This is a genomic window from Tardiphaga sp. vice304 (genome assembly GCF_007018905.1).
Taxonomy (GTDB): Bacteria; Pseudomonadota; Alphaproteobacteria; order Rhizobiales; family Xanthobacteraceae; genus Tardiphaga.
In genome coordinates this window covers 5,578,467-5,600,619 of the sequence record NZ_CP041402.1, presented here as the reverse complement: position 1 = coordinate 5,600,619, position 22,153 = coordinate 5,578,467, and the positions used below count along the sequence as shown (strand labels likewise).

16 protein-coding genes and 1 pseudogene are annotated in these 22,153 nt (G+C 61.6%); 9 read left to right on the top strand and 8 right to left on the bottom strand.

What is annotated here, in order from left to right; translation table 11 throughout:
• The first annotated feature begins 208 nt into the window (after positions 1–208).
• Positions 209–1,717 carry a glucan biosynthesis protein G gene (locus tag FNL56_RS26645; protein WP_143575803.1) on the top strand — a complete coding sequence of 503 codons (1,509 nt, stop codon included), beginning with the start codon at positions 209–211 and terminating at the stop codon, positions 1,715–1,717.
• Positions 1,705–3,888: a glucans biosynthesis glucosyltransferase MdoH gene (gene mdoH, locus FNL56_RS26640; RefSeq protein ID WP_143575802.1), complete on the top strand. Its 2,184-nt coding sequence runs from the start codon at positions 1,705–1,707 to the stop codon at positions 3,886–3,888. The genes FNL56_RS26645 and mdoH overlap by 13 nt, the downstream gene beginning before the upstream one ends.
• Positions 3,889–4,414: 526 nt before the next feature.
• Here mdoH and FNL56_RS26635 read toward each other — a convergent pair.
• Positions 4,415–5,614 (bottom strand): IS256 family transposase, encoded by a 1,200-nt coding sequence (locus FNL56_RS26635; protein ID WP_143581715.1) that lies wholly within the window; start codon positions 5,612–5,614, stop codon positions 4,415–4,417.
• Between the two features lie 521 nt (positions 5,615–6,135).
• Between FNL56_RS26635 and FNL56_RS26630 the strand changes: the two genes are divergently transcribed.
• Positions 6,136–6,315, top strand: a complete 180-nt coding sequence (locus tag FNL56_RS26630) for a hypothetical protein (RefSeq protein ID WP_143575801.1) — start codon at positions 6,136–6,138, stop codon at positions 6,313–6,315.
• A gap of 377 nt (positions 6,316–6,692) precedes the next feature.
• Here the strand turns inward: FNL56_RS26630 and FNL56_RS26625 are convergent, their stop codons facing one another.
• The 3 genes from FNL56_RS26625 to FNL56_RS26615 form a co-directional block, all read right to left on the bottom strand.
• On the bottom strand, positions 6,693–8,387 hold the full coding sequence (locus FNL56_RS26625; protein ID WP_143575800.1) for an EAL domain-containing protein: 1,695 nt from the start codon (positions 8,385–8,387) through the stop codon (positions 6,693–6,695).
• 1,748 nt (positions 8,388–10,135) lie between these two features.
• Complete coding sequence (locus tag FNL56_RS26620; protein ID WP_246660805.1) at positions 10,136–10,822, bottom strand: GntR family transcriptional regulator; 687 nt, start codon at positions 10,820–10,822, stop codon at positions 10,136–10,138.
• Entirely contained in the window at positions 10,809–11,501 is a 693-nt protein-coding gene (locus tag FNL56_RS26615; protein ID WP_143582476.1) for a DUF4286 family protein, read from the bottom strand. The genes FNL56_RS26620 and FNL56_RS26615 overlap by 14 nt, the downstream gene beginning before the upstream one ends.
• Before the next feature lie 83 nt (positions 11,502–11,584).
• Here FNL56_RS26615 and FNL56_RS26610 point away from each other — a divergent pair, with 83 nt between their 5' ends.
• The 6 genes and pseudogenes from FNL56_RS26610 to FNL56_RS26585 all read left to right on the top strand — a co-directional run.
• Positions 11,585–12,163 carry an amino acid synthesis family protein gene (locus tag FNL56_RS26610; RefSeq protein ID WP_143575798.1) on the top strand — a complete coding sequence of 193 codons (579 nt, stop codon included), beginning with the start codon at positions 11,585–11,587 and terminating at the stop codon, positions 12,161–12,163.
• 3 nt (positions 12,164–12,166) lie between these two features.
• Positions 12,167–13,363, top strand: coding sequence for an amidohydrolase family protein (locus FNL56_RS26605; protein WP_143582475.1), 1,197 nt, complete (start codon positions 12,167–12,169; stop codon positions 13,361–13,363).
• A gap of 97 nt (positions 13,364–13,460) precedes the next feature.
• On the top strand, positions 13,461–13,643 hold the full coding sequence (locus FNL56_RS26600; protein WP_143582474.1) for a hypothetical protein: 183 nt from the start codon (positions 13,461–13,463) through the stop codon (positions 13,641–13,643).
• 6 nt (positions 13,644–13,649) lie between these two features.
• Entirely contained in the window at positions 13,650–14,432 is a 783-nt protein-coding gene (locus FNL56_RS26595) for a Bug family tripartite tricarboxylate transporter substrate binding protein (protein ID WP_143582473.1), read from the top strand.
• A gap of 1 nt (position 14,433) precedes the next feature.
• Entirely contained in the window at positions 14,434–15,666 is a 1,233-nt protein-coding gene (locus FNL56_RS26590) for an FAD-dependent oxidoreductase (protein ID WP_143582472.1), read from the top strand.
• A gap of 152 nt (positions 15,667–15,818) precedes the next feature.
• A pseudogene (locus tag FNL56_RS26585) lies at positions 15,819–16,382 on the top strand (Fic family protein); the annotation flags it as partial.
• Between the two features lie 148 nt (positions 16,383–16,530).
• Here the strand turns inward: FNL56_RS26585 and rsgA are convergent.
• From rsgA to FNL56_RS26565, 4 genes are all read right to left on the bottom strand, one after another.
• Positions 16,531–17,604, bottom strand: coding sequence for a ribosome small subunit-dependent GTPase A (gene rsgA / locus FNL56_RS26580; protein ID WP_441351255.1), 1,074 nt, complete (start codon positions 17,602–17,604; stop codon positions 16,531–16,533).
• 164 nt (positions 17,605–17,768) lie between these two features.
• The gene (locus FNL56_RS26575) at positions 17,769–19,637 is read right to left on the bottom strand and encodes a dihydroxy-acid dehydratase domain-containing protein (RefSeq protein WP_210245442.1); all 1,869 of its coding nucleotides are present in this window, start codon (positions 19,635–19,637) and stop codon (positions 17,769–17,771) included.
• A gap of 321 nt (positions 19,638–19,958) precedes the next feature.
• Positions 19,959–20,927, bottom strand: coding sequence for a tripartite tricarboxylate transporter substrate-binding protein (locus FNL56_RS26570; protein WP_143575793.1), 969 nt, complete (start codon positions 20,925–20,927; stop codon positions 19,959–19,961).
• A gap of 61 nt (positions 20,928–20,988) precedes the next feature.
• On the bottom strand, positions 20,989–22,062 hold the full coding sequence (locus FNL56_RS26565; protein WP_143575792.1) for a tartrate dehydrogenase: 1,074 nt from the start codon (positions 22,060–22,062) through the stop codon (positions 20,989–20,991).
• Positions 22,063–22,153: the final 91 nt, after the last annotated feature.

Sequence of the window (22,153 nt, the reverse complement as noted above, 5' to 3'; positions counted from 1 at the left end):
CCCCGGCCGGGGCGTGAACGCCTCAGTACCCTGGAACTGCTGAACTTGCTCTCGTGCGCGCTCGACGAAACCCTCATTCCGACGATTGATTAATTTCGATGACCGAGACGGGAAATGTCGGCAATTTGTACCTTAGGTGTTCCGTTTCGTGGAACTCGATGGTGTGAAGCGTGTTGTTCGGCATTGTTCGAACACGTCGGAGGACCCCTTGAACCGTAGACAACTTCTCGGCGCGACGGCGGCACTGCCGTTGCTAACGGTCCTGCGGCGCGGGGCAGCAGCGGCGCCGGGGGCAGTGCCTTTTGATGCGGCCATGGTCAGGCAGTTGGCACGTGATGCGGCGTCCAAGCCGTTCAAGGCGCCGGACAACAAGCTGCCGGACAGTTTGAAGGATCTCGACTACGACCGTTACCGCGCGTTGCGCTTCAATCCTGAGAAAGCACTTTGGCGCGGTGAGAAGTTGCCGTTCGAGGTGCAGTTCTTCCACCGGGGCTCGTTTTACACGAACCGGGTCGACATCTATGAAGTTGCTGATGGGCAGGCGACGCAGGTGCCGTACAAGCCGGAGAACTTCTCGTTCGGAACCACGCCGCCACCAGCGGCCGGCAGCGATCTTGGATTTGGCGGCTTTCGTCTGCACGCTCCCATCAACCGGCCCGACTATTACGACGAGGTCTGTGTGTTTCTCGGCGCCAGCTATTTTCGCGCGGTCGCTAAAGGGCAAGTTTATGGACTATCGTCGCGAGGCCTGTCGATCAACACCGGTGAGGCCGCTGGTGAGGAATTTCCTGCGTTTAGGGTATTCTGGATCGAGAAGCCAGCAGCCAATGCCAGCTCCATTGTGATACATGCGCTGCTCGACAGTGAAAGCGCTGCAGCGGCTTACAGGTTCACTATCCGGCCAGGCGAGACCACCGTGTTCGACGTAGAAATGGTGATATTCCCGCGGGTCGAGCTGAAGACCGCGGGGCTCGCCGCCATCACCAGCATGTTCTTCTTCGGGCCCAACGATCGCAAGCAAGTCGAGGACTTCCGCCCCGCAGTGCACGATTCTGACGGCCTCGCGATCTTCAACGGGCGCGGCGAACAGTTATGGCGGCCACTCCATAACCCGCGTGATCTGCAGATCAGTTCGTTCGGCGACCGCAGCCCGCGGGGTTTCGGGCTCATGCAGCGCCAAAAGGAGTTTTCCGATTATCAGGATCTTGAATCCAGCTTCGAACGGCGCCCCAGCCTGTGGGTGGAGCCGATCGGCGACTGGGGCGAGGGATCGGTGCAGCTTTTGGAGATCCCGACCAACGAGGAGATCCACGACAACATCGGCAGCTTCTGGCGTCCGAAGAACGTGCTGCCGGCCAGGGGCGAACAGGCGTTCACCTACCGGCTGCACTGGGGACCCGACCAGCCAAAGCCGTCGGCGCTGGCGATTTTTTCTCGCAGCGGCGTCGGTTCTCGCGGCGACGATACCAAACTGTTCGTGCTCGATTTGATTGGCGACAAGCTGAAGTCCGTCGATCCTACGAAAATCAAGGGTGTGGTTACGGCGGAGAAAGCCGAAATCCGCAACATCGTCACCCAGCGTAACCCGCAGACCGGCGGCTGGCGACTGAGCTTCGAAATGGCAGCCAAGGTCAAGACGCCGGTCGAGTTACGCGCCATCCTCATGCAGGAGGATCAGCCGGTTTCGGAAGTCTGGGTCTACCGATGGACACCTTGAATGTGCAGGCGTCGGTGGCGCCCTTAGCGGCGCCCACGGGCAACCTGCCGGTGGCTGTCGGCGCTCCGTTTCTTCCTCCGGAAATGCCGCTGGCGATGTTTTCGCACGGGCTCGGCGGCCCGGAGGCGTCGCAGCGTCGTACACAGTTCAAGCCCATGCCGACCCTGCTGCGGCGGGCTTATATCCTGCTCGGCACCGCTGCGCTGTCGGCGGCCGGCGGTTACGAGATGTTCGAAGTGTTGCAGGTCGGGGGCGTTACCATCCTGGAAGGCATGGTGCTCGGACTGTTCGTGCTGTTGTTCGCCTGGGTCGCCTTCTCCTTCATGTCGGCGATGGCGGGCTTCGCCCTGCTGCTGGTGCGCGGACGCGATCCGCTGGCCATCGAGCCGCTGGCGCCCCTGCCGGCAATCTGCAGCCGAAACGCGATGCTGTTGCCGACCTATAACGAAGATCCCTACCGGATCATCGCGCGGCTGCGGGCAATCTGGGAGTCGGCGGCAGAGACTGGCCATGGCGCGCATTTCGACTGGTATGTGCTGAGCGACACCACCGATGCCGCGATCTGGATCGCCGAGGAACAGGCGCTGCTGCAGCTACGGCGCGACGCGGCTGGGGCTCCAAACATCTTCTACCGCCACCGACCGCGTAACGTGGCGCGGAAATCCGGCAACATCGAGGATTGGGTTAAGCGGTTCGGCGGCGGATACGATCACATGATCATTCTCGACGCCGACAGCCTGATGACCGGCGATACCATCGTGCGTCTGGTGGCCGGCATGGAACAGCATCCCGGCGTCGGGCTGATCCAGACGCTGCCCATCGTCGTCAATGCGCGCTCGCTGTTCGCGCGGATGCAGCAATTCGCCGGCCGGCTATACGGGCCGGTGATCGCATCCGGCATCGCCTGGTGGCACGGCTCAGAAGGCAACTACTGGGGCCACAACGCCATTATCCGGGTTCGTGCCTTTGCGGACGATGCTGGCCTGCCGGAACTGTCCGGACGCAAGCCGTTTGGCGGCCATATCCTCAGCCACGACTTCATCGAGGCCGCCTTCATGCGGCGTGCCGGGTGGGCCATCCACATGGCGCCGAAACTCGGCGGCAGCTACGAGGAGTGCCCGCCGTCGTTGCTCGATTTCGCCGCACGCGACCGCCGCTGGTGCCAGGGCAACCTGCAGCATCTGGCCGTATTGCCGGCAACGCGGCTGCATTGGGTGTCGCGCCTGCACTTGTTGACTGGGATCGGCTCCTATCTGACCGCACCGCTCTGGCTGATGTTCCTAGTGCTGGGCATCCTTATCTCGCTGCAGGCGCAGTTCGTGCGTCCCGAATATTTCGCGAAGGGCTTTTCGCTGTTTCCGCAATGGCCGGCGCAGGATCCTGTGCGTGCAGCCTGGGTGTTCGGAGGCACCATGGGCCTGCTGATCGTGCCCAAGCTGCTCGCCTATGTGTTGCTGCTCACCCAAAGCGAAAACCGGAGGCACTTTGGCGGCGGCTTTCGCGTGTTCGCAGGCATCATCATCGAGACCGTTCTGTCCGGCCTCATTGCCCCCGTGATGATGATCTTCCAGTCGTCCGCGGTGGGCGAAATTCTGCTCGGCCGCGACGCGGGCTGGCAGGTACAGCGCCGCGACGATGGCGGCGTGCCGGCTCGCGAGGTGGTCCGCAAATACGCCGTGCCGACATTCGTCGGCGTACTGATGGCGATCAGCGCTTTTGTCGTGTCATTGCCGCTGTTTCTGTGGATGACGCCAGTGATCCTGGGACTGCTATTGTCGGTGCCGGTGGCCATGGTGTCATCGCGCCTGCTGCAAGCGGGCCAGCAAGCAGGTCTGTTCGGCACGCCGGAACAGAACGTGCCGCCCACTGTGCTTACCCGCGCCAATGCGCTTGCGCTGGCGGCGCCGGGCTACAGCGCGAGTCCATTGCACGCGCTACGTGCCGACGCAGACTTGCACAATGCGCACCTGCTGTCGCTGATCGAAGCGCCTCGCAGCCGTGGCCAGATCGACACCGATCTCGCCATCGCCCTCGCCAAGATTGCGGAGGCTGAACATTTCGACGAGGCCGTGAGCTATCTTACGCCGCGCGAAAGCTTCGCGGTGCTCAACAGCCGGTCGGCGCTTCAGCAACTGTACGATCTGCCCGGACCAGCGAATGCTGGAGCCTGACTAGCCACCGTCTGGCTTCGACCAAGTGCGATGCGGCGTGAAATTTGACTACGATGATGCCTTGGCCCGGGGCAGTTGGCCTAGTCACTGGCGGTCCCCGCAATCAGCCTCTTGCGGCCATTGAGAACAGTACCTCTGAAAAGAAGGCCAAAAGTGGGGGAAGTTCGCGCCGGCCTCTTTACCGATGGCCTAGCCAGAACGCTGGTGTACTGCTTAGAACGCTGACTTGCGCGGAGAAGGTTCGACCCCAGGTCCTCTCCCTCCGCCATTTCATTGAAATCCGATAATAATATCAATCATATAGCCTTCGTGATGAGCGAAAGCCTACATCTCGCCCCACATCTTCTTAGTGTTGGGGGCAGATGGTACCCGCTGTGGCCAGCCCCACCCCACCTATTCCTAGGCTGGCGTCGTCTCCAAGCGAAGGCCAAAGCTGAGTAAGCGATACAGGGGGCGGATGATCATGCCCCGCGGCGTGGTGTAGCTTCTTGATGGCCACCCCGATTGCCGGCCACGGCCGGGCTGGTCAGGTTGCCACTGCGGGCAGCCCGACGATCGGATTATCGCTGATCGGGGCGATGGTTTCCAGCGTCATGTAGCGGGCACGCTGAACCGCCCATTCATCGTTTTGTTCAAGCAGGATGGCACCGACGAGACGTCGGATGGCAGCCTCGTTGGGGAAGATGCCGACGACCTCGGTGCGGCGCTTGATCTCGCCATTGAGGCGCTCGATCGGATTGGTGGAGTGCAGCTTGGCGCGATGCGTCGCCGGAAAGCCCATGAAGGCCAGCACGTCGGGCTCGGCCTCGTGCATCAGTCTGGCCAGCTTCGGGATGGTCGGCTGCAACTGGTCGGCGACCTTGCGCCATTGCACCCTTGCGGCTTCGGCGTCGTCCTGGGCGAAGGCGGTGGCAATGAAGGCGGAGACCACGCGCCGCCCGCTCTTGCCGGCATGGGCCAGCGCATTGCGCATGAAGTGGACGCGGCAGCGCTGCCAGCTGGCGGTCAGCACCTTCGACACCGTGGCCTTGATGCCCTCGTGGGCGTCGGAGATGACCAGCTTGACGCCGCGCAATCCGCGGCGGGCGAGCTTGCGCACGAACGCGGTCCAGAATGTTTCGGCCTCGGAGGGCCCAATGTCCATGCCGAGAATCTCGCGCCGGCCGTCATTGTTGACGCCGACCGCGATGATCGCCGCTACCGGGACGATGCGGCCATTCTGCCGGACCTTCACATAGGTGGCGTCGATCCACAGATACGGCCAGTCGCCCTCGATCGGCCGCTCCAGGAATGCATTGACGCGTTCGTCAATCTCCTCGCACAGCCGCGACACCTGGCTCTTGGAGACGCAGCTCATTCCCATCGCCTTGACCAGGTCATCGACGGAGCGGGTCGAGATGCCCTGGATGTAGGCCTCTTGAATCACGGCAGTAAGCGCCTTCTCGGCCATCCGGCGCGGCTCCAGAAAGCCCGGAAAATATGAGCCCTTGCGCAGCTTCGGGATCCGCAGCTCGACCGTGCCGGCCCGGGTCTCCCAGTCGCGTTCGCGGTAGCCGTTGCGCTGCACCAGCCGCTCCGCGCTCTTCTCGCCGTGGCCGGCACCGGTCAACGCGGCCACCTCCAGTTCCATCAGCCGCTCGGCGGCGAAGCCGATCATCTGGCGCAAAATATCCGCGTCGGGGGTCTTCTCCACGAGCGCACGAAGGTTCATCATCTCGCTGGTCATCGGTGGTTCCTCGGTTGCATTGCGTGTTGCAACCCGATCCTACCGGCGAACCGCCGGTGACCAACACATGCCGCTCGCTCGCTACAGCGCCATTTGAAAGCGCGCTTCGCGAGCGGCATAAGATCAGAAACCTACACCACCACGCGGGACACGATCGGGCGTCCAGAGGACAGTGAACGTAATGATGGGATCGCCGGATGGTTGAAAGCAGGCCAGTCATGGAGCGCAGTGTAGTGGGCTAAAGGTTGCAGCAGCCCTACAGTCTCAACGATCGCAAAACGTCGCCATGCGTTGGCAACTGGAATGAGCTCATAGCCGGTATTTATAGCTTAAAAATACTCGGGTACCGGATGGCCACTTATTTTCTGTCTGTTTCCTCACGGCATCCACAGAGACGCAAATACGAACAGAGTGCATGGCAGACTTGCTCACATGTCGAGTGCGCCGAAATGTCATGAGTGGTATTTGATAATCATCACCGAATGCCACGCTTGGGCGGTTCCCACGCCATGGGAGCCACAATGTTAGAAGCGTCGCGCCGTGCTCAACTGCTTGTCTTAAGGAATGATCTCGTCGTCATTCGCAATCGAGCGACGCGCTTGCAGCTTGAAGAGATGATTTCACTTATCTCCGAGGCAATCGCAGTGATCTCCGGGCAGCCCGAAGTCGCCAATCAGGTGCGGCCTGTGACCGAGCGGTAATTGCATTCTGCATCTTGCATCATAATGATGATGGCTAGAGCAGTTTGAGGTGAGATGCCGACGTTGCCAGCAGGCGAGCGAGGTTGGTCTTGATATCGAAAACTACAGTTCTAACCGCTCGCTAATTGAGCTGCGGTCTAGGGGCGTTCGTGGATGTGAATTGGCTTGATAAGTCGACAATGAAATTGATTCGCGTGTTCTTGTGGGCCGAGTCGAGCAACAATTGGATCAAGCGCGACTCAAAGATGGCGTGCCACACAGCTCTGCGCTTGGAGGCTTAAGTGAAGGCGTATTGAATTGCACAGATCAAGCGGTTCACCGCCAAAGTCAGCTCGCGCCGCCTAAGATAGGCGCGCTGGATCTGTGTACGCTATTCTCTAGCACGATATCATTCTTCGTTTTTCGACGTCTTTCATCAAAAAGTCGTTGATCTCCGATGCTAACACAGGTCGGCTAAACAAATAACCTTGCATTTCAGTGCAGCCAAGACGCCTCAGAGCGTCAAGCTGCATCTCAGTCTCAACCCCCTCGGCCGTAGTCGTCATGTCTTGCGCTGTAGCAATGTCAATAATAGCGCGAACGATATGAGCAGAGCCATCGGCATGGTCAACTTTATTGATAAAGGTTTTATCGATCTTGATTTTGTCGAACGGGAACCGCTGAAGATAGCTCAGCGAAGAGTATCCCGTTCCAAAGTCATCAAGCGCGACTTGAACGCCCGCTGTGTGCAGCTCATGGAGCGTTAAAAGGGCGGTTTTATCGTCTCCGATGAGGACGGCCTCCGTGATCTCCAGCTCAAGACGTCGCGGCGACACTCCGGAAACAGCGAGGGCCTTCAGCACTTTTAAAGCGAGCGATTGGCTGCGGAATTGTACGGGCGATACGTTGACTGCAACGCCTATGCTTTTTGGCCATTGGGAGGCACGTGCTAGAGCCTGCAATAAAGCCCATTCTCCTAGTTCGAGAATGAGGCGGGACTCCTCCGCGATGGGTATGAATTGTTCTGGAGAAATGGGGCCAAGTATCGGATGGGTCCAGCGGAGCAGAGCTTCGCAGGAAGTTATCCGTCCGTCGGAAATAGAGATCAAGGGCTGAAATACTAGTGAGAAACCGTTGCCGCCGATGTCCCCGCTTAAAACGGCCTGTCTAAGATCCGCTTCGAGACGACGTCGAGCATTTTGGGACTTCGCCATCGCTGGATGGTAAATCATGTGGGTATTCTTGCCCGCGGCCTTCGCTTGGTACATGGCGATGTCGGCGCTTCGCATCAGCGTTGACGCGTCGTCGCCATGTTCGGGACTAATGGCAGCGCCAATACTGACATCGATTCGGACGCGCTGTCCGGACAGATCGATGGGTTCGTGGAGCGACGCGAAGACGTCGGCTATCAATTGGTCAACTTCGGACGCGATCAATGATAGGCGGCGAATAATTACAAATTCATCGCCTCCAAGCCTAGCCACGAAATCCCACGGGCGGTCGGCACATACTCGGAGGCGCAATGCAACGGCGCGAAGTAATTCATCTCCTGCTTCATGCCCGAGCGAATCGTTGACTGCCTTGAAATCATCGACATCGATGAACAGAAGTGCAACTCTGATATCGTGGCTGGATTCAAGCTCGCTCGCGAGGCGCTGTAAGAAGATCCCCCGATTTGGTAAGCCCGTCAGGGTATCGTAATGCGCTAATCTTTCGATTTGTTTGTCGAAAAGTCGCCGCTCGGTGATGTCCTCGTGAGTCGATACCCAGCCGCCGCTCGCCATCGGTCTATCTATAATCTGGATGAACCGGCCGTCCGCTAAGCTCAGAATAAACGGTTTTCCACCTTCTAACAGTTCTTTTGCAACACGCTCACAGTACTTGTCGATGTCCCCAATCAGCGACCCGCGCTCTTGGCGGTGCACAAGTACATCTCGCAAAGTGCAGCCCGGTTTCACGATTTTCGGAGAGAGGCCATACAGTTCGATGTAACGCTGATTGCAAATGAGCACCCGTTTGTTGGCGTCAAAAAGCAACAGGCCCTGCGTCATGTTATCTATGGCTGACGCGAGGCGGCTTTTCTGCTTGAGCATGCGATACTAAGTACGATTAAAATCGCCGTTGCTAATGCCCCGTAAAAAGCCAACGTCCAAAACGCCGCCTGAACCGGTTCAGGTGCAAAAAATGTGATCATGTGGACCCACCCTGCGCCGGACCTCCGGACACACCCAAATGTAAGCCGACGCACTTAGCAAATGACCGAACTTTCTTGGAATGCCGTCTGTTCCATAAGATATAGTTAATGACGTGTCCCCTCTGCGTTCTTTGCTTGGTCAGCTAACCGGCCCGTCGCGTATTCAGTGTGTTCATAGAAAATTCTACCCGGTGAGTGGATTTGTTGCATCGGGTACAGCGGTAGCTCTGTGACTGTTTCGAATCCCCCTCGGGGGTGGGAGAAGTGGGAAATCTTTGCCATATTCAGGTTCTGCTTCAGCTGCGGCAGAACGGGCATATGGCAAGATCACTCGACCACTGTGGAATCCCTGTATTGCCGCCGTCGGAGGGGGAACCGGTTTTGTCTCTAGCCTCAAGGTTTGATTGGACGCCGGGGAATTATATGACCGCCTGCGGCGATCATGATGCTTCGCGGTCTTGATCGCCGCCGACCAATCAACTTTCAAACTGGTGCCGGGCCTCCTCGGTCTGCAGCCAAAAGCGTGCCACGCACACATGAGGATTGAGGAGACACTCACGCGTGTCATTGTCCGACGTCTATCGGGACCGCTACTACAAGCCGGGATGGGTTTATATCCAGGGGTCGACCGATGCGCGGCTGCTGAAGTTCGGCATCACGCTTCGAAGTCGTACATACTCCGATGAGGCAACGAGCCTTAGATCAGGGCCAACATCCCGTCTTTGTCGGTTCGAAGCCGTTTTATGCTTGGCGGGACGTTCGCGGAGCTGACGGAATGCCTCCGTTTGTCGATTACATTCAAAAATCTGGGCGAACACATAAGGTTGTCTGGATGCCGTCAGTGTAGCCTCCGACCCGTATTGCCCGTGGCAAGGAAGAAGGGCTAGCCGATGAAGAGGAATGGACCAGTAACCGGATTGATCCAAGCCATTCTGAGCCCCACGATGACGAACAATAGCTTTAGCGGGTCGGGAGTGAACAAGTGCGAGTGGCCTGCTAGCGCCAGACTGCCAATCAACTCCCAAATAGAATCTGGTCAGGGTTTAGAGCCTGAGGGAGCGGACCGGTTAGGGTGGTTATCCAGAGAGAGCCAGAGCTCAATCGAGAAAGCCCACCTACCATCGCAGACCGGTGCAAGCAGTCGTGCTGTTCAGCTGACGCGCGATCGGTCCAGCTTGCGATGCGACCATCCTGCGATGGGCTGGATCTCGCTTACTCAGGCTTGCGGTTGGTGGCGCAAGGGGGAGGGGGCCTAAAAGTCTGTGCGATGGGGAAAGCCGGACCGGTTAGGGTGGTCCGTGCGCAAAAAGTTGTTTTTGAATTTAGAATAAGGCCACTTGCTGGCTGATCTGCAACCGAGCACTCAACGGAATTAATACAGAAAGCCACTTCAGGTTTCGGGCACGCCGTCGACCATGGACCCATTCTGGCACGAAGCGGTCAGGTGCACATGTCCGCACTCGGGGGCAGTACCGACATTTCGCGCCGGCAAACTGAGGTCGCCATTAGACCCACTATCCGCGTCACACACTTAGCATCTGAATGATCGGGCATCACGCGATCTTTTTGAGACTGCGGACGATGACGCCACGAGCAGGTCATGCACTCAAATGGGAGACGGCGCGACGCGCCACAACCGGTCGGCAATCACACCGAGCTTTCTTCTGCGCTAAAAGATTCAAAGGCAGCATTCGCCGACAGGTGCGCATTCTCTACATGCTTCATAGCGGCGCTGCGCGCAGCGCTGCCGTTTTTCGTTGCAATGGCCTCATAAATCGCCTTCATCTCCCGCAGGCTGATCCTGGCCCGGCCCGGCTGCGACATCGAATGGGCCCGCAGGAAATTGATGCGTGCCAACAAGCCGTTCAGCGTCTCCTCTATGATGCGGTTGTCGCAAATCCGAAGAATATGGCTGTAAAACACCGAAGTAGCCGACACCTCGGTCCGCATGTCGTTGGAGCGAACCGCCCTGCCGAAAGCAGCAAGCGCCCCGCGCAGCAACTTGAGGTCGTCCGGGGTGGCACGTTTCGCTGCTATGAAGGCGGCTTCGCTTTCCAGAAGCGCCCGCACCTTATAGATATCAGCCGCATGGTCACGGGTCAGCACCGGAATCTGCGGGCCGCGATTGGGTATGATGGAGACCAGACGCTCTGCTTCGAGGCTGCGGAGCGCCTCGCGAATCGACGGGCGGCTGACACCCAGCATCTCGCACAAGTTTGCCTCAATCAGCCGGTCGCCCGGCTTGAACATGCCGTCCGCAATGGCGCCGCGCAATTTCTCGACGATCTGCTGCTGCACCGTCTTTGGCGAAATCCGAAGATTAAGTGTTGCCATTATCGCTGAGTTTTCCAATTTGCCGCGGCCCAAGGCGATCGAACATCGAATAGCTCGCCTTGAACCAGTCATTCTTGGCCAGGCGGTCGCGCCATGGGGTCTTTCTGGCGGCTTCGCGTTCCGGCGATTGCAGCGCCGTTGCGTCCGCCAGGTAGTGCAAAGCCATTTGGGTATAGTGGCCGGGAACGCCATCTGCAATCCGCATCCGCCGCACCATCAGCCATTCCTTGCACTGCATCAGGAGTGGAATGTGATCACTCTCATACCAGTCGTTGAAGTCCTCATGGTGCTCCGCCGGAATGTTGAACATCACTGCATAAAGTACCGGCGCATCCAGACGCGTGTCCGCCTCGACAGGGTTGTTGGGGGTCACCGAAGTCTCGCCGCCAAGGTAGCGAGTAAACCCCGTCACATTGGCGAGCATCCATGCGGTTTCTTCCGACGGATTTGTCTTGATCTCCTTGTAGGCGTCGCTGGACAGCACGTTCACGTCGTCCATTTCGTAGACAGCCAGAAAACCGCCGTCGCCCTGACGGCTGTAGCGTTGGGCGCTGACGAAGCCCTCGCAATCGACGCGGATCGGGATGTGATGGGAATCGTACCAGTTATGAAACCGGTCGACGAAGATCTCGCCCGGGATCATCTCCGAAAACAGAACCGCCTGGCCTTTGATAGTCATGATTCAAATAACTCGATTGACAGATTGTCAGACAAGATGATAGCGAAGTTACTGCGCCTGTCAAGTATGTGAGAGTCATTGCTATGAAGCTGAACATTCGCCGGACCTGGTCGATCGTCGAGGACAAGCACGAGCATGCCGGCCGCAAGGCCACCGTACCGGTGCGCAAGGTCGCCGTGGTCGCGGTACTGGAGAATCCCTACGCCTCGCAGGCGGTGGACGACCTCGGTCCACTGATCTCGGCAAGTGCAGGGCTTGGCGAGATGATGGGCAAGATGGCGCTGCAGGCGCTTGGCTCGTTCGAGGCGCAAAGCTACGGCAAGGGCGGTCTGGTCGGACTGAATGGCGAGATCGAGCACGCAGCCGCGCTGCTCAGCACCACCTATGCAGACCCGCTGCGCGACGTGATCGGCGGCGGCAAAGCGTGGATTTCGTCGATGGTCAAGGTGGCTCCGCCGGGCGGCTCGATCGACATTCCGATGAACCACCGCAATGACATCTACGTCCGTTCGCACTACGATGGCATGACCCTCACGATGCTGGACACCCCGATGCCCGACGAAATTGCGATCATCTTCTGCATGGCCAGCGCCGGCCGAATTGGGGCGCGGGTCGGCGGCCTGACCCACGAGGACGTTCTCAATCGCGACTTAAAGGCCTGACCTATGAAAACCGCCATCGTCAATCTCGGGGCGATCGTCAGTGGTGATCTGGAGGCGCCGATGGTAGCGGGTGACGCCATTATCATGTCCGACGGGCTGATCGTGTCCGTCGGCACGGCCTCCGCTGCTGCGGTCGATGCCTGCGACGTGGTGATCGATGCCGGCGGCGCCATCGCCATGCCAGGTTTGATCGACTCCCACGTCCACATCACGTTCGGCGACTACACGCCACGACAAAAGGTCGTCGGCTTCCTCGAGAGCTACGTTCATGGTGGCGTAACGACGTCGATCAGCGCGTCGGAAGTCCATGTACCCGGCCGGCCCGAAGATGTGGTTGGCGTCAAGGCGCTGGCCGTCGCCGCGCAGCGCTGTTTTGCCGATTATCGCCCGGGCGGTATGCGTGTCCATGCCGGGTCGCTGATTCTTGAGCCCGGTCTCGCGGAGCAGGACTTTGACGACCTGGTGCGCGATGGCGTCTGGATGGTTAAGGCCGGCTTCGGCGGCTTCAGGACACCGTATGACTACGCGCCGCTGATAAAAATGGCGCGCGCCCGCGGTATGATCGCTATGGTGCATACCGGAGGGTCTTCGATCCCCGGCTCCTCCGGTATCTGGGCGGACCATGTGCTAGCGATGAACCCCGATGTTTCCTATCACGTCAACGGCGGTCCGGTAGCGATTCCAGACCAGGATTTTCCGCGGCTGGTAAATGAGTCCGGCATGGCGCTGCAGGTTTGCACTGCCGGTAATCTGCGCACCACATTGCTGGTCGCAGATCTCCTCGACAAGGCCGGACAGAACGAACGGCTGCTCATAGCCACCGATACGCCGACCGGCAGTGGCATCATGCCGCTCGGCATGCTTTATACAATCAGCCATCTCGCATCACTAGGCGGCATTCCGCCCGAACGCGCCATCGCCGCTGCTACAGGCAGCAACGCGCGGGTCTACCGTTTGAACAGTGGCGTCATCGCCGCCGGTCGTGATGCCGACATCGTCATTGTCGATGCCTGTCTCGGCGGATCGCAACCAGACGCGCTGTCGGCATTGCGCAACGGCGATGTCCCCGCGGTGGGCGCGGTGGTCACGGCTGGCATTCCCCGCTTCGTCGGACGCAGCCGCAATACGCCTGAGACGACGCGCCGCGTGCACGTGGCACGCAGCAGCGTGGTTCAGGATTTTTCCGGCGCAGCGCACTAGCACCGCGCGCCGGCATGGTTACCGGCCTTGCCCGTAGGTCGACGCAAAAACGGACATCGCATCAATCGTTTCGCGCGCACTGACAATGGAGATTATCATGCACACTCGCCGCAACGTCATCGGCCGCGCTGCCGGAGCCGCCCTTTTCTCCTCGGGCGCGCGGGCGCAATCCTGGCCGCAAAAGCCGGTGACGGTGATCGTACCGTTCGCAGCTGGCGGCAACACCGATGGTATCGGCCGCATGTCTGCGCAGTGGCTGGGCGATGCCTTCGGCAAGTAGTCGTTCGTGGTGGAAAATCGGCCGGGTGCCGGCGGTGCCATTGCAGCCGAGATGGTGAAACGGGCGACACCGGACGGCTACACGCTGTTCATTGCTGCGCTGCCGGTGATGGCGGTGGTGCCGGCCATGCAGAAGGTGCGTTACGATTCACAGAACGATTTTGCGCCAATCAGCAACATCGGGACCAATCCGTTCGCGCTGGTGGTCAACAAGGATATTCCCGTAAAAACGTTGAAGGAATTCGTGGAGTACGTCCGCTCCAGCAAGGGGCAATTGGTCTACGGCTCTGCCGGCGTCGGTAGCCTGAACCATCTCTCCATGGCGCTGTTTCTTAAGCGCGCCGGCATCGAGATGACCCACGTGCCGTACAAGGGCAACGCGCCGGCTATGTCGGACATGGTGGCAGGCCACGTCCCGGCGATGTTTTCCAATCTCTCCGATGCGCTGACGCAGGTCGCCGGCGGAAATGTGCGGATGCTGGCGATCAGTTCCGAAAAGCGTTCGCCCCTGACGGCAGACGTGCCGACGGTCGCCGAGTCCGGCTATCCGAATTTCAACGTGCTGACCTGGAACGGTCTGATGGCGCCGGCGAGAACGCCGCCGGAGATTATCGACCGGATAGCGAAGGAAATGGCGGCGGCGGTGAAAGATCCGAAGTTTGCCGCGCAACTGTTGAACTACGGCGTCGACCCGCTCGGCGACACGCCGGCCGAATACGCGGCCACGCTGGCGAAGGACATCCCGCTATGGGCCGAAGCCGTACAAATCGCCGGCGTGCAGCAGCAATAGGATGCGTACAACAATGAGCGACCGACCTGTATTGATTGCCGGCGGCGGTCCCGTCGGAATCCTGCTGGCGCTGGCCCTCGCGCAGCGCAACATTCCGTTGCGGCTGTATGAGGCTTCGGATGCCATCAACGAAGCCCCCCGCGCCTCCACGCTGCATCCGGCGACGCTGGAAATGATCAGCGCGCTGGGCTTGCTCGATGACGTGATCGGGCAGGGACTGATCGCGCCCACCTTCCAGTTCTGGGACCGGCCGACGCGTCGCATCGTGGCTGAGTTCGACCATGCGATCCTGGCCAAGGACACCAAGATCCCGTTTGTCGTGCAATGCGAGCAGCACAAAATCGCGCGGCTGGGACTGGAACGGCTGAAGGCGTTTCCCCATGCCTCCGTCTCGTTCGGGGCACCGGTCGCGAGCATTGCGGATTGCGGCGATCACGTGGAGATCACGACACAAACCGGCCTCGGCATGGAAACCGTGTCCGGCAGCTACCTGGTGGGTGCCGACGGCGGCCGATCAACGGTGCGCAAGGCACTCAACATCGACTTCGAGGGATATACGTTTCCAGAACGCTTTTTGGTGCTCACGACGCCGTTCGACTTCGCAACCGAGCACGGCGTCGCGTTCCGCGCCTATTTCTCCGATCCGGACGAGTGGGCCAACCTGTTCAAGGTGTCAGGCGATGACGGCAAGGGCCGCTGGCGCGCGGTGTTTCCCGCCGTGCCCGGACAGACCGACGAAGAGGTGCTGGACGAATCGGCCACCGAAGCGCGGCTGCAAAAGTTTTTCCCTAAGGCTGGCCGCTACGACATTTTCCACCGCAACATTTACCGCGTGCACCAACGCGTTGCCGCGAGCTTTCGCAAAGGACGCGTGTTCCTGGCCGGCGACTCCGCCCACGTCAACAATCCGATCGGCGGCCTCGGCCTGAATTGCGGTGTGCATGACGCCATGCAACTGGCAGACCAGCTCGCTGCGGTCATGCTCGACCAGCTTCCCGAGACAGATCTGGATCGCTACAATGGCATCCGGCGACCGATGAATATCGAATATGTCCAGCAGCAGACAATCGCCAATAAAAAGCGGCTGGAGGAGAGGGACCCTGCGGCGCGCGAGGCGAATTTCGACCATTTGAGGCGCACGGCCGCCGATCCGGTCGCACACCGCGCCTTCCTGATGCGGACGTCGCTGCTGGAAAGCGTGCGCAAGAACGCGTCACTCGCCGGCGCGTCCTGAAGGGACGCCGCTCCGGCAGCCTAAAGGTCGAGCGCGCCCGCATTCTAGACAGCGTGCGCCATGGACGCGTGGGTCAATTCATCGCCAGATAAAGCTCGGCGCCTCTGGCAAACAACTTCATGCCGGCAACGAGATCCTCTTCCCTGGTGTGTGCGCTGCCGCTGCATGTTCAATTCGAGACCATCCACCCGTTCCTCGACGGCAACGGCAGGATCGGCCGTTTGCTGGTCACGCTGTATCTCTGCGTCAACGGCGTGCTGCGCAAGCCGCTGCTCTATCTGAGCCTCTATCTCAAAACCCATCGCGCCGACCATTACCGACTGCTTCAGGAGGTTCGCGAACATGGCGCGTGGGAAGCCTGGCTCGACTTCTTCCACACGGGCGTCGCGGACACTGCCAATCAGGCGTTCGATGCCGCCACCCGGATCGTCGAGTTGTTCAAGCAAGACCGCGAGCGCATCGCGGTGGACAGCGATCGGGCAGGATCGGTGCTGCGCATTCACGATCTGTTTCAGCAGACCCCCTATCTGATGGCCAACCAGCTCGTTCGCCAGACAGGCCTCTCTGCCCCCACGGTCAATGCGGCGCTCGCCGATCTGGAGCGGTTCGGCATCGTCGAAGAAGTCACCGGCCGCAAGCGGGGCCGCGTGTTCAGTTACCGGGGGTATCTCGCCATCCTGAGCGAGGGCACCGACCCGCTTCCTGCGGCGGTCTGACAGAAGGATGCCTGCGCTATACATCGTCGGGCGTGGCCCGCCACTCTGTATCCACCGGTTTGCCGGCAACCACCTGGCCAATTCCGCCAACACGGCGCTCCCAGCCGCGCCCGATCGGTCGTGCACGCGCGTCAAACCGGTTGCGGCGTTAGTCCGCTTCGGCTTGCGGTCGGCGGCGGCCGGGTCTGCCGCCGGCAGGTCGGCTTTCGCCGGGTCGGCTGTCGCCGGGCTTCGCCGGCTTCGGCGTGTTGGTGCGATTTTCCGTGACCATGGCGCGCCAGCGGTCCAGACGCTCCGGCTCCAGCTCGCCGGCGGCGACCGCGGCGCGGACGGCGCAGCCCGGCTCGTGGGCATGGGTGCAATCGCGAAACTTGCACCGCGGAGCAAGTTCGGTGATTTCTGCAAACAGCTCGTGGATTCCCGCGGCGGCGTCGCTGACATGGAGCGTCCGCATGCCCGGCGTATCGATCACCCAGCCGCCGCCGGCCATCGCATGCAGCGAGCGCGAGGTGGTGGTGTGGCGGCCCTGCGCATCATGCTCGCGAATGCTGCCGGTGGGCTGATGCTGCTCCGGGGCCGCGCCCGTCAGCGCGTTGACCATGGTCGATTTGCCGACCCCCGACGAGCCGACCAGCGCCACGGTCTGTCCGTCGCCGCACCATGCGCGCAAGGCGCTTGCCGCATCCGCGGCATTGGGATTGGAGACGATCACCGAAAGCCCGCGCTGCAGCGCGCTGGCTTGGTCGAGATAGGACCCGGCGTGCTCCGTGAGGTCGGCCTTGGTCAGCACGATCACCGGCGTGATGCCGGCCTCATTGGCCAGCGCCAGATAGCGCTCCAGCCGGGCGACGTTGAACTCGGCATTGGACGAGGTGACGATGAACAGCGTATCGATATTGGCGCCGGCCAGTTGCGGCGTCGGGCTGCCCTCGGTGCGCCGCTGCAGCACCGTCTTGCGCGCCAGGCGGCGTTGCAGCAAGTGAGTCTGCGGCTCGACCAGCACCCAGTCGCCGACGGCGTAATCGCCGGTGTTGGTTTTGGCCGGAAGCACCAGCCGGATGGGCCCCGTCCGGGACATCGCCGCCATGCGCGACCGATGCACCCCGGAAATGCGGACGGGCAGCGCGTCGGTCTCCTCTGGCAGGATCTGCGCGCCGAAAAAACCGGACCATCCAAGATCCGCCAGCGACACTCCAGGACTGCCTTGCGCTTGATCTGTCACGATGCCGTCCACCGGGAACCCGAGTGGTTCATATGCGCCTCAAAGCCGGGGCGTGTCGACGAACCTTTCAGCGCCGCGCCGCGGCCGGCTGCGGCTGAACGCGCGACAGCCCCGCACGCAATGCGGGGCTGTGATGGCCGGCCGTGTGGGGCGAAGGACAAGTCCTAGAAGGCCTTGTCGGCCTCGGGCCGGTGCCTGTTCGACGGCACGAAGCCGGAGCGCACGGCTTCGCGCGGCAGCCGCACCCAGACTTCGCGGTTGGGATGCAGCCCCGCGCCGCGCGTGGCGGGAACGGCGGTGAGGCGGGCGCGGTGCAGCAGCCTTGTGTCGGCGTCGCCGCAGTTCGGATGAACGCCGCCATTGGCCGCGACCACCTTGTTCCAGGCGTCGGTGCGCTGCTTCAGGATCGCTGGATCCGACAGCGGCGTGCAGTTCAGTTCGTTGTTGTTGAGATCCGCCACGATCTCGTCGCCGTCCTGCACCATCGCGATCGGTCCGCCGAGGCTCGCCTCGGGGCCGACATGGCCGATCACCAGGCCGACCGATCCGCCGGAGAAGCGCGCATCGGTCATCAGCGCGATCACGATGCCGCGCTCGCGGCATAGCGTCGTGATGCGCGAGGTCGGATCGAGCATTTCCGGCATGCCCGGCGCGCCGCTCGGGCCCTCATAGCGCACGATCACCATGTCGTGGTTCTCGAATTTCTCCGGCGTCGTGTCGAGCGCGGCGAGCAGATGCTGCTCGCCCTCGAACACGCGGGCACGGCCGCGGAACAGGTTGTCCTCCAGCCCGCCCTCGACGCCGGCGAGCTTCAGGATCGCCGAGAATTCCGGTGACAGGTTGCCGCCGAGCACGCGCAGGCCGCCGGTCGGCTTGTAGGGCTTGGCGACGGTGTAGATCACACGGCCGTCGGCGCTCGGCGTGCCCAGGCGCTTGACCTGTTCGGCCAGCGTCTCGCCGGTGCAGGTCATGACGTCGCCATTGAGCAGGCCTGCCTCCAGCAATTCACGCACGATCACCTGCACGCCGCCGACAGCATCGATATCGACCATCGAATATTTGCCGTATGGTCGGGCGTCGGTGAGCACCGGCACGACATATTGCGATAGGTAGTTGAACTCAGCCGGCGTCATGACCTCTTTCCAGAAGTCACTGAAGCCCGCGGCGCGCGCGATTTCCGGCGCATGCAGCGTGACATTGGTCGAGCCGCCGATCGCCAGCGAGACGATCACGGCGTTGCGGATCGAATCGCGCACCACGATGTCGCGCGGCTTCAACCCCTTGGCCATCATCTGGGCGAGGTATTCGACCAGCTGCTCGGGGAATTCCTTCAAGCGGCGCGGATCGTCGGACGGCGGCGCCACCATGTGCAGCGGCTGCATGCCGACCACGCCGATGAAGGTCTGCATGGTGTTGTAGGTGAAGATGCCGCCGCAGCTGCCGATGCCGGGGCAGGCGTTGCAGGCGACGCGGTCGCGCAGAGCGGCGTCGGTGCTGCCGGCGACCTGATAGGCGCTGACGATGTCGAGCGCCTCGCCAGTTTCCGGGTCCTTGCCGGGATGGATCGAGCCGTCCGACATGATGATGCCGGGCTCGTTGTGTTCGAGTAGCGCGGCCAGCGTGCCGACCGGCGGCTTGTCGCAGGCGACCACGGCGATGGTGCCGGCGAGCCCGGTGGCGTTGAGATGTTCGGACAGCGCATCATGGGTGACTTCGCGGCCGATCAGCGAATAGCGCATCTCGCGCGTGCCGTTGCGGATGCCGTCCGAGGTCGCGATGGTGTATTCCGGCTGCACCAGGCGCAGTCTGAGCTGGCCTTCGCCCTGGCCGATGCGGCTCTTCAGGGCGGCGTGGATCGCGTCCACCTTGGAGGCCACGCCCATGTAGCACTGGCTGTCGCCCTTGGTGCCGACGACGCCGACCGACGGCTCGTGAATCAGGCTCGTATCGGTGCCGAGTACCTTGGCCATGCCGAAAGTCTGGGCGGAGCGGCCGGGATGATGGTCGATGCGGACGACGGGCGATTTGGACACGGCGGGTTCCTTCCTGGCGGCGACTTATTTGTCGTGAACGGCGGGCGTCCGGTAGAGGTCACCGGCTCGAACACCTCGCTGGCCTGATTGCGTGTAAAATTCTGCCTGGCACCTGTCGTGGCAAAGCCGCGACGCCGTCGAGAAAATTGACCGAAATCGGCTTGCCCAGTGTCTAACCCCCGGGGATCGCGAACACAATCGGATTGAACCGCGCGGCAGCTGCGCGCGACGGCCGTATCGCGCGCCGAACAAGCGGGGCAGAACGGCCTATCCGTGCAGGTCAAAGCCCCACGGCATCCCGCCGTGGGGCTCGCGCATCGCTTAATCGGCGAACTGGTTCGCCGCCCGGATGATCGGCGCCCAGCGATCGACTTCGCTGAGCAAGGTCGCTTTCAGGGCGGCCGGCGTCGCCTGGTCCTGCGCGACGGGCTCGGTATTGATGTCGTTGAAGCGCTTCACCAGGTCGGGATCGCTCAGGGCCTGCTGCAGCGTCTTCGAGAGTTTCTGGACGATCTCGTCGGGTGTGCCCTTCGGCGCGTAGATGCCGTGCCAGGCGCCGACCTCGAAACCCTTCAGCCCGGCCTCGTCGGCGGTCGGCAGGTCCGGCATCGACGCCAGCCGCGTTTTGGTGGTGATGGCGTAGCTCTTGACCAGCTTGGCGGCGATCGGGCCGGTGGTATTGGTGGTCTGGTCGCAGGTCATGTCGATCTGCCCGGCGATCAGGTCGTTCATCACAGGGCCATTGCCCTTGTAGGGCACCGGCAGGATCTGCTTGTCGACCGCGGTCATGAACAGCATGCCGCAGAGGTGCGAGGCGGCACCGAGCCCGGCATTGCCGAAGGTCATCTTGTCGCCGTTGGCCTTGATGTAGGTGACCAGCTCGGCGAGCGTGTTCGGCGGCAGGCCGGGCCGGCCGATGATGGTCATCGGCGCATTGGTGACGAGGCCGATCGGCGCGAACGCCGTCTTGGTATCGTAAGGCAGCTTGCGATACAGCGTTGCGGCGGTCGAGATGCCGATGTGATGGATCAGCAGCGTGTAGCCATCGGGCTCGGCGCGTGCGGCCCGCGCCGCGGCGATGGTGCCGCCGGCGCCCGTGGCGTTCTCGATGATGATGGTCTGGCCGAGGATCTTCGACATGGTCACGGCCGTGACCCGCGCCACCGTATCGGTCGCGCCGCCGGCGGCAAACGGCACCAGCATGGTGATCGGCTTGCTGGGGTAGGTTTGCGCGTAGGCGGGACAGGTGGTCACGGCAAATGCGATCGCAGCAATGACGTTCAGCTTCATGTTGGCCTCCCTGACTGTTTTTATGGGGTCGCTCATCATCCGCTTTTGTGGACGATGCCGTTCAGATGTTGGAACTCTGGATCGCCTCCACCACGGCGTCGGTCACCTGTTGCGTGGTGGCGGTGCCGCCGACGTCCGGCGTTAGGATGCCGGCGCCGGTGACCTGCTCCACCGCCCGCATCAGCCGCGTTGCGGCGTCGCTCTCGCCGAGATGGTCGAGCATCTGGGCTGCGGTCCAGAAGCTGGCGACGGGGTTGGCGATGCCCTTGCCGGTGATGTCGAAGGCCGAGCCGTGGATCGGCTCGAACATCGAGGGGAAACGGCGTTCGGGATCGATATTGGCGGTGGGCGCGACGCCGAGGCTGCCGGCCAGCGCGCCGGCGAGATCCGACAGGATGTCGGCATGCAGGTTGGTGGCGACGATGGTGTCGAGGCTCTGCGGCTTCAGGGTCATCCGCACGGTCATGGCATCGACCAGCATCTTGTCCCAGCTGACATCGGGGAATTCCTTCGACACTTCCTCGGCGATCTCGTCCCACATCACCATGCCATGGCGCTGCGCGTTCGACTTGGTGACGACCGTAAGGAATTTCCGCGGGCGCGACTGCGCCAGTTTGAACGCGTAGCGCATGATCCGCTGCACGCCGACGCGGGTGAAGATCGCGACTTCGGTGCCGACTTCTTCCGGTAGCCCGCGGTGCACGCGCCCGCCGCAGCCGGCATACTCACCTTCGGAGTTCTCCCGCACAATCACCCAGTCGAGATCGCCGATCCCGACATTACGCAGCGGCGAGGTGATGCCGGGCAGGATCTTGGTCGGACGCACATTGGCGTATTGGTCGAAGCCCTGGCAAATCGGTAGCCGCAGGCCCCACAGCGTGATGTGGTCGGGCACGTCGGGCGCGCCGACCGCGCCGAAATAGATGGCGTCGAATTTCTTCAGCTGCGCCAGGCCGTCGGCCGGCATCATGACGCCGTGCTTGCGGTAATAGGCCGAGCCCCAGTCGAAGGTTTCGACGTTGAATTTCACGTCGCCGATGCGCTTGGCGAGGCTTTCCAGCACGGTGGTGCCGGCGGCGATCACTTCGGGGCCGATACCGTCGGCCGGGATAGCCGCAATGGAATATTCGCGCATAAGATTCCTCACTGGGTCGTCTTGGTCTTGGTGCATCCGCTGCCGCGCGTTGGCGGCGCCGGCACCGTGAGGCCATGCGAGACCGGGCTCA

Bases quoted from the DNA above. Each gene is read 5' to 3' on its own strand.
- mdoH (WP_143575802.1), top strand. From the start codon at position 1,705: ATGGACACCTTGAATGTGCAGGCGTCGGTGGCGCCCTTAGCGGCGCCC.
- FNL56_RS26635 (WP_143581715.1), bottom strand. From the start codon at position 5,614: ATGACCAGCGAGATGATGAACCTTCGTGCGCTCGTGGAGAAGACCCCC.
- FNL56_RS26630 (WP_143575801.1), top strand. From the start codon at position 6,136: ATGTTAGAAGCGTCGCGCCGTGCTCAACTGCTTGTCTTAAGGAATGAT.
- FNL56_RS26625 (WP_143575800.1), bottom strand. From the start codon at position 8,387: ATGCTCAAGCAGAAAAGCCGCCTCGCGTCAGCCATAGATAACATGACG.
- FNL56_RS26620 (WP_246660805.1), bottom strand. From the start codon at position 10,822: ATGGCAACACTTAATCTTCGGATTTCGCCAAAGACGGTGCAGCAGCAG.
- FNL56_RS26615 (WP_143582476.1), bottom strand. From the start codon at position 11,501: ATGACTATCAAAGGCCAGGCGGTTCTGTTTTCGGAGATGATCCCGGGC.
- FNL56_RS26610 (WP_143575798.1), top strand. From the start codon at position 11,585: ATGAAGCTGAACATTCGCCGGACCTGGTCGATCGTCGAGGACAAGCAC.
- FNL56_RS26605 (WP_143582475.1), top strand. From the start codon at position 12,167: ATGAAAACCGCCATCGTCAATCTCGGGGCGATCGTCAGTGGTGATCTG.
- FNL56_RS26600 (WP_143582474.1), top strand. From the start codon at position 13,461: ATGCACACTCGCCGCAACGTCATCGGCCGCGCTGCCGGAGCCGCCCTT.
- FNL56_RS26590 (WP_143582472.1), top strand. From the start codon at position 14,434: ATGCGTACAACAATGAGCGACCGACCTGTATTGATTGCCGGCGGCGGT.
- FNL56_RS26570 (WP_143575793.1), bottom strand. From the start codon at position 20,927: ATGAAGCTGAACGTCATTGCTGCGATCGCATTTGCCGTGACCACCTGT.
- FNL56_RS26565 (WP_143575792.1), bottom strand. From the start codon at position 22,062: ATGCGCGAATATTCCATTGCGGCTATCCCGGCCGACGGTATCGGCCCC.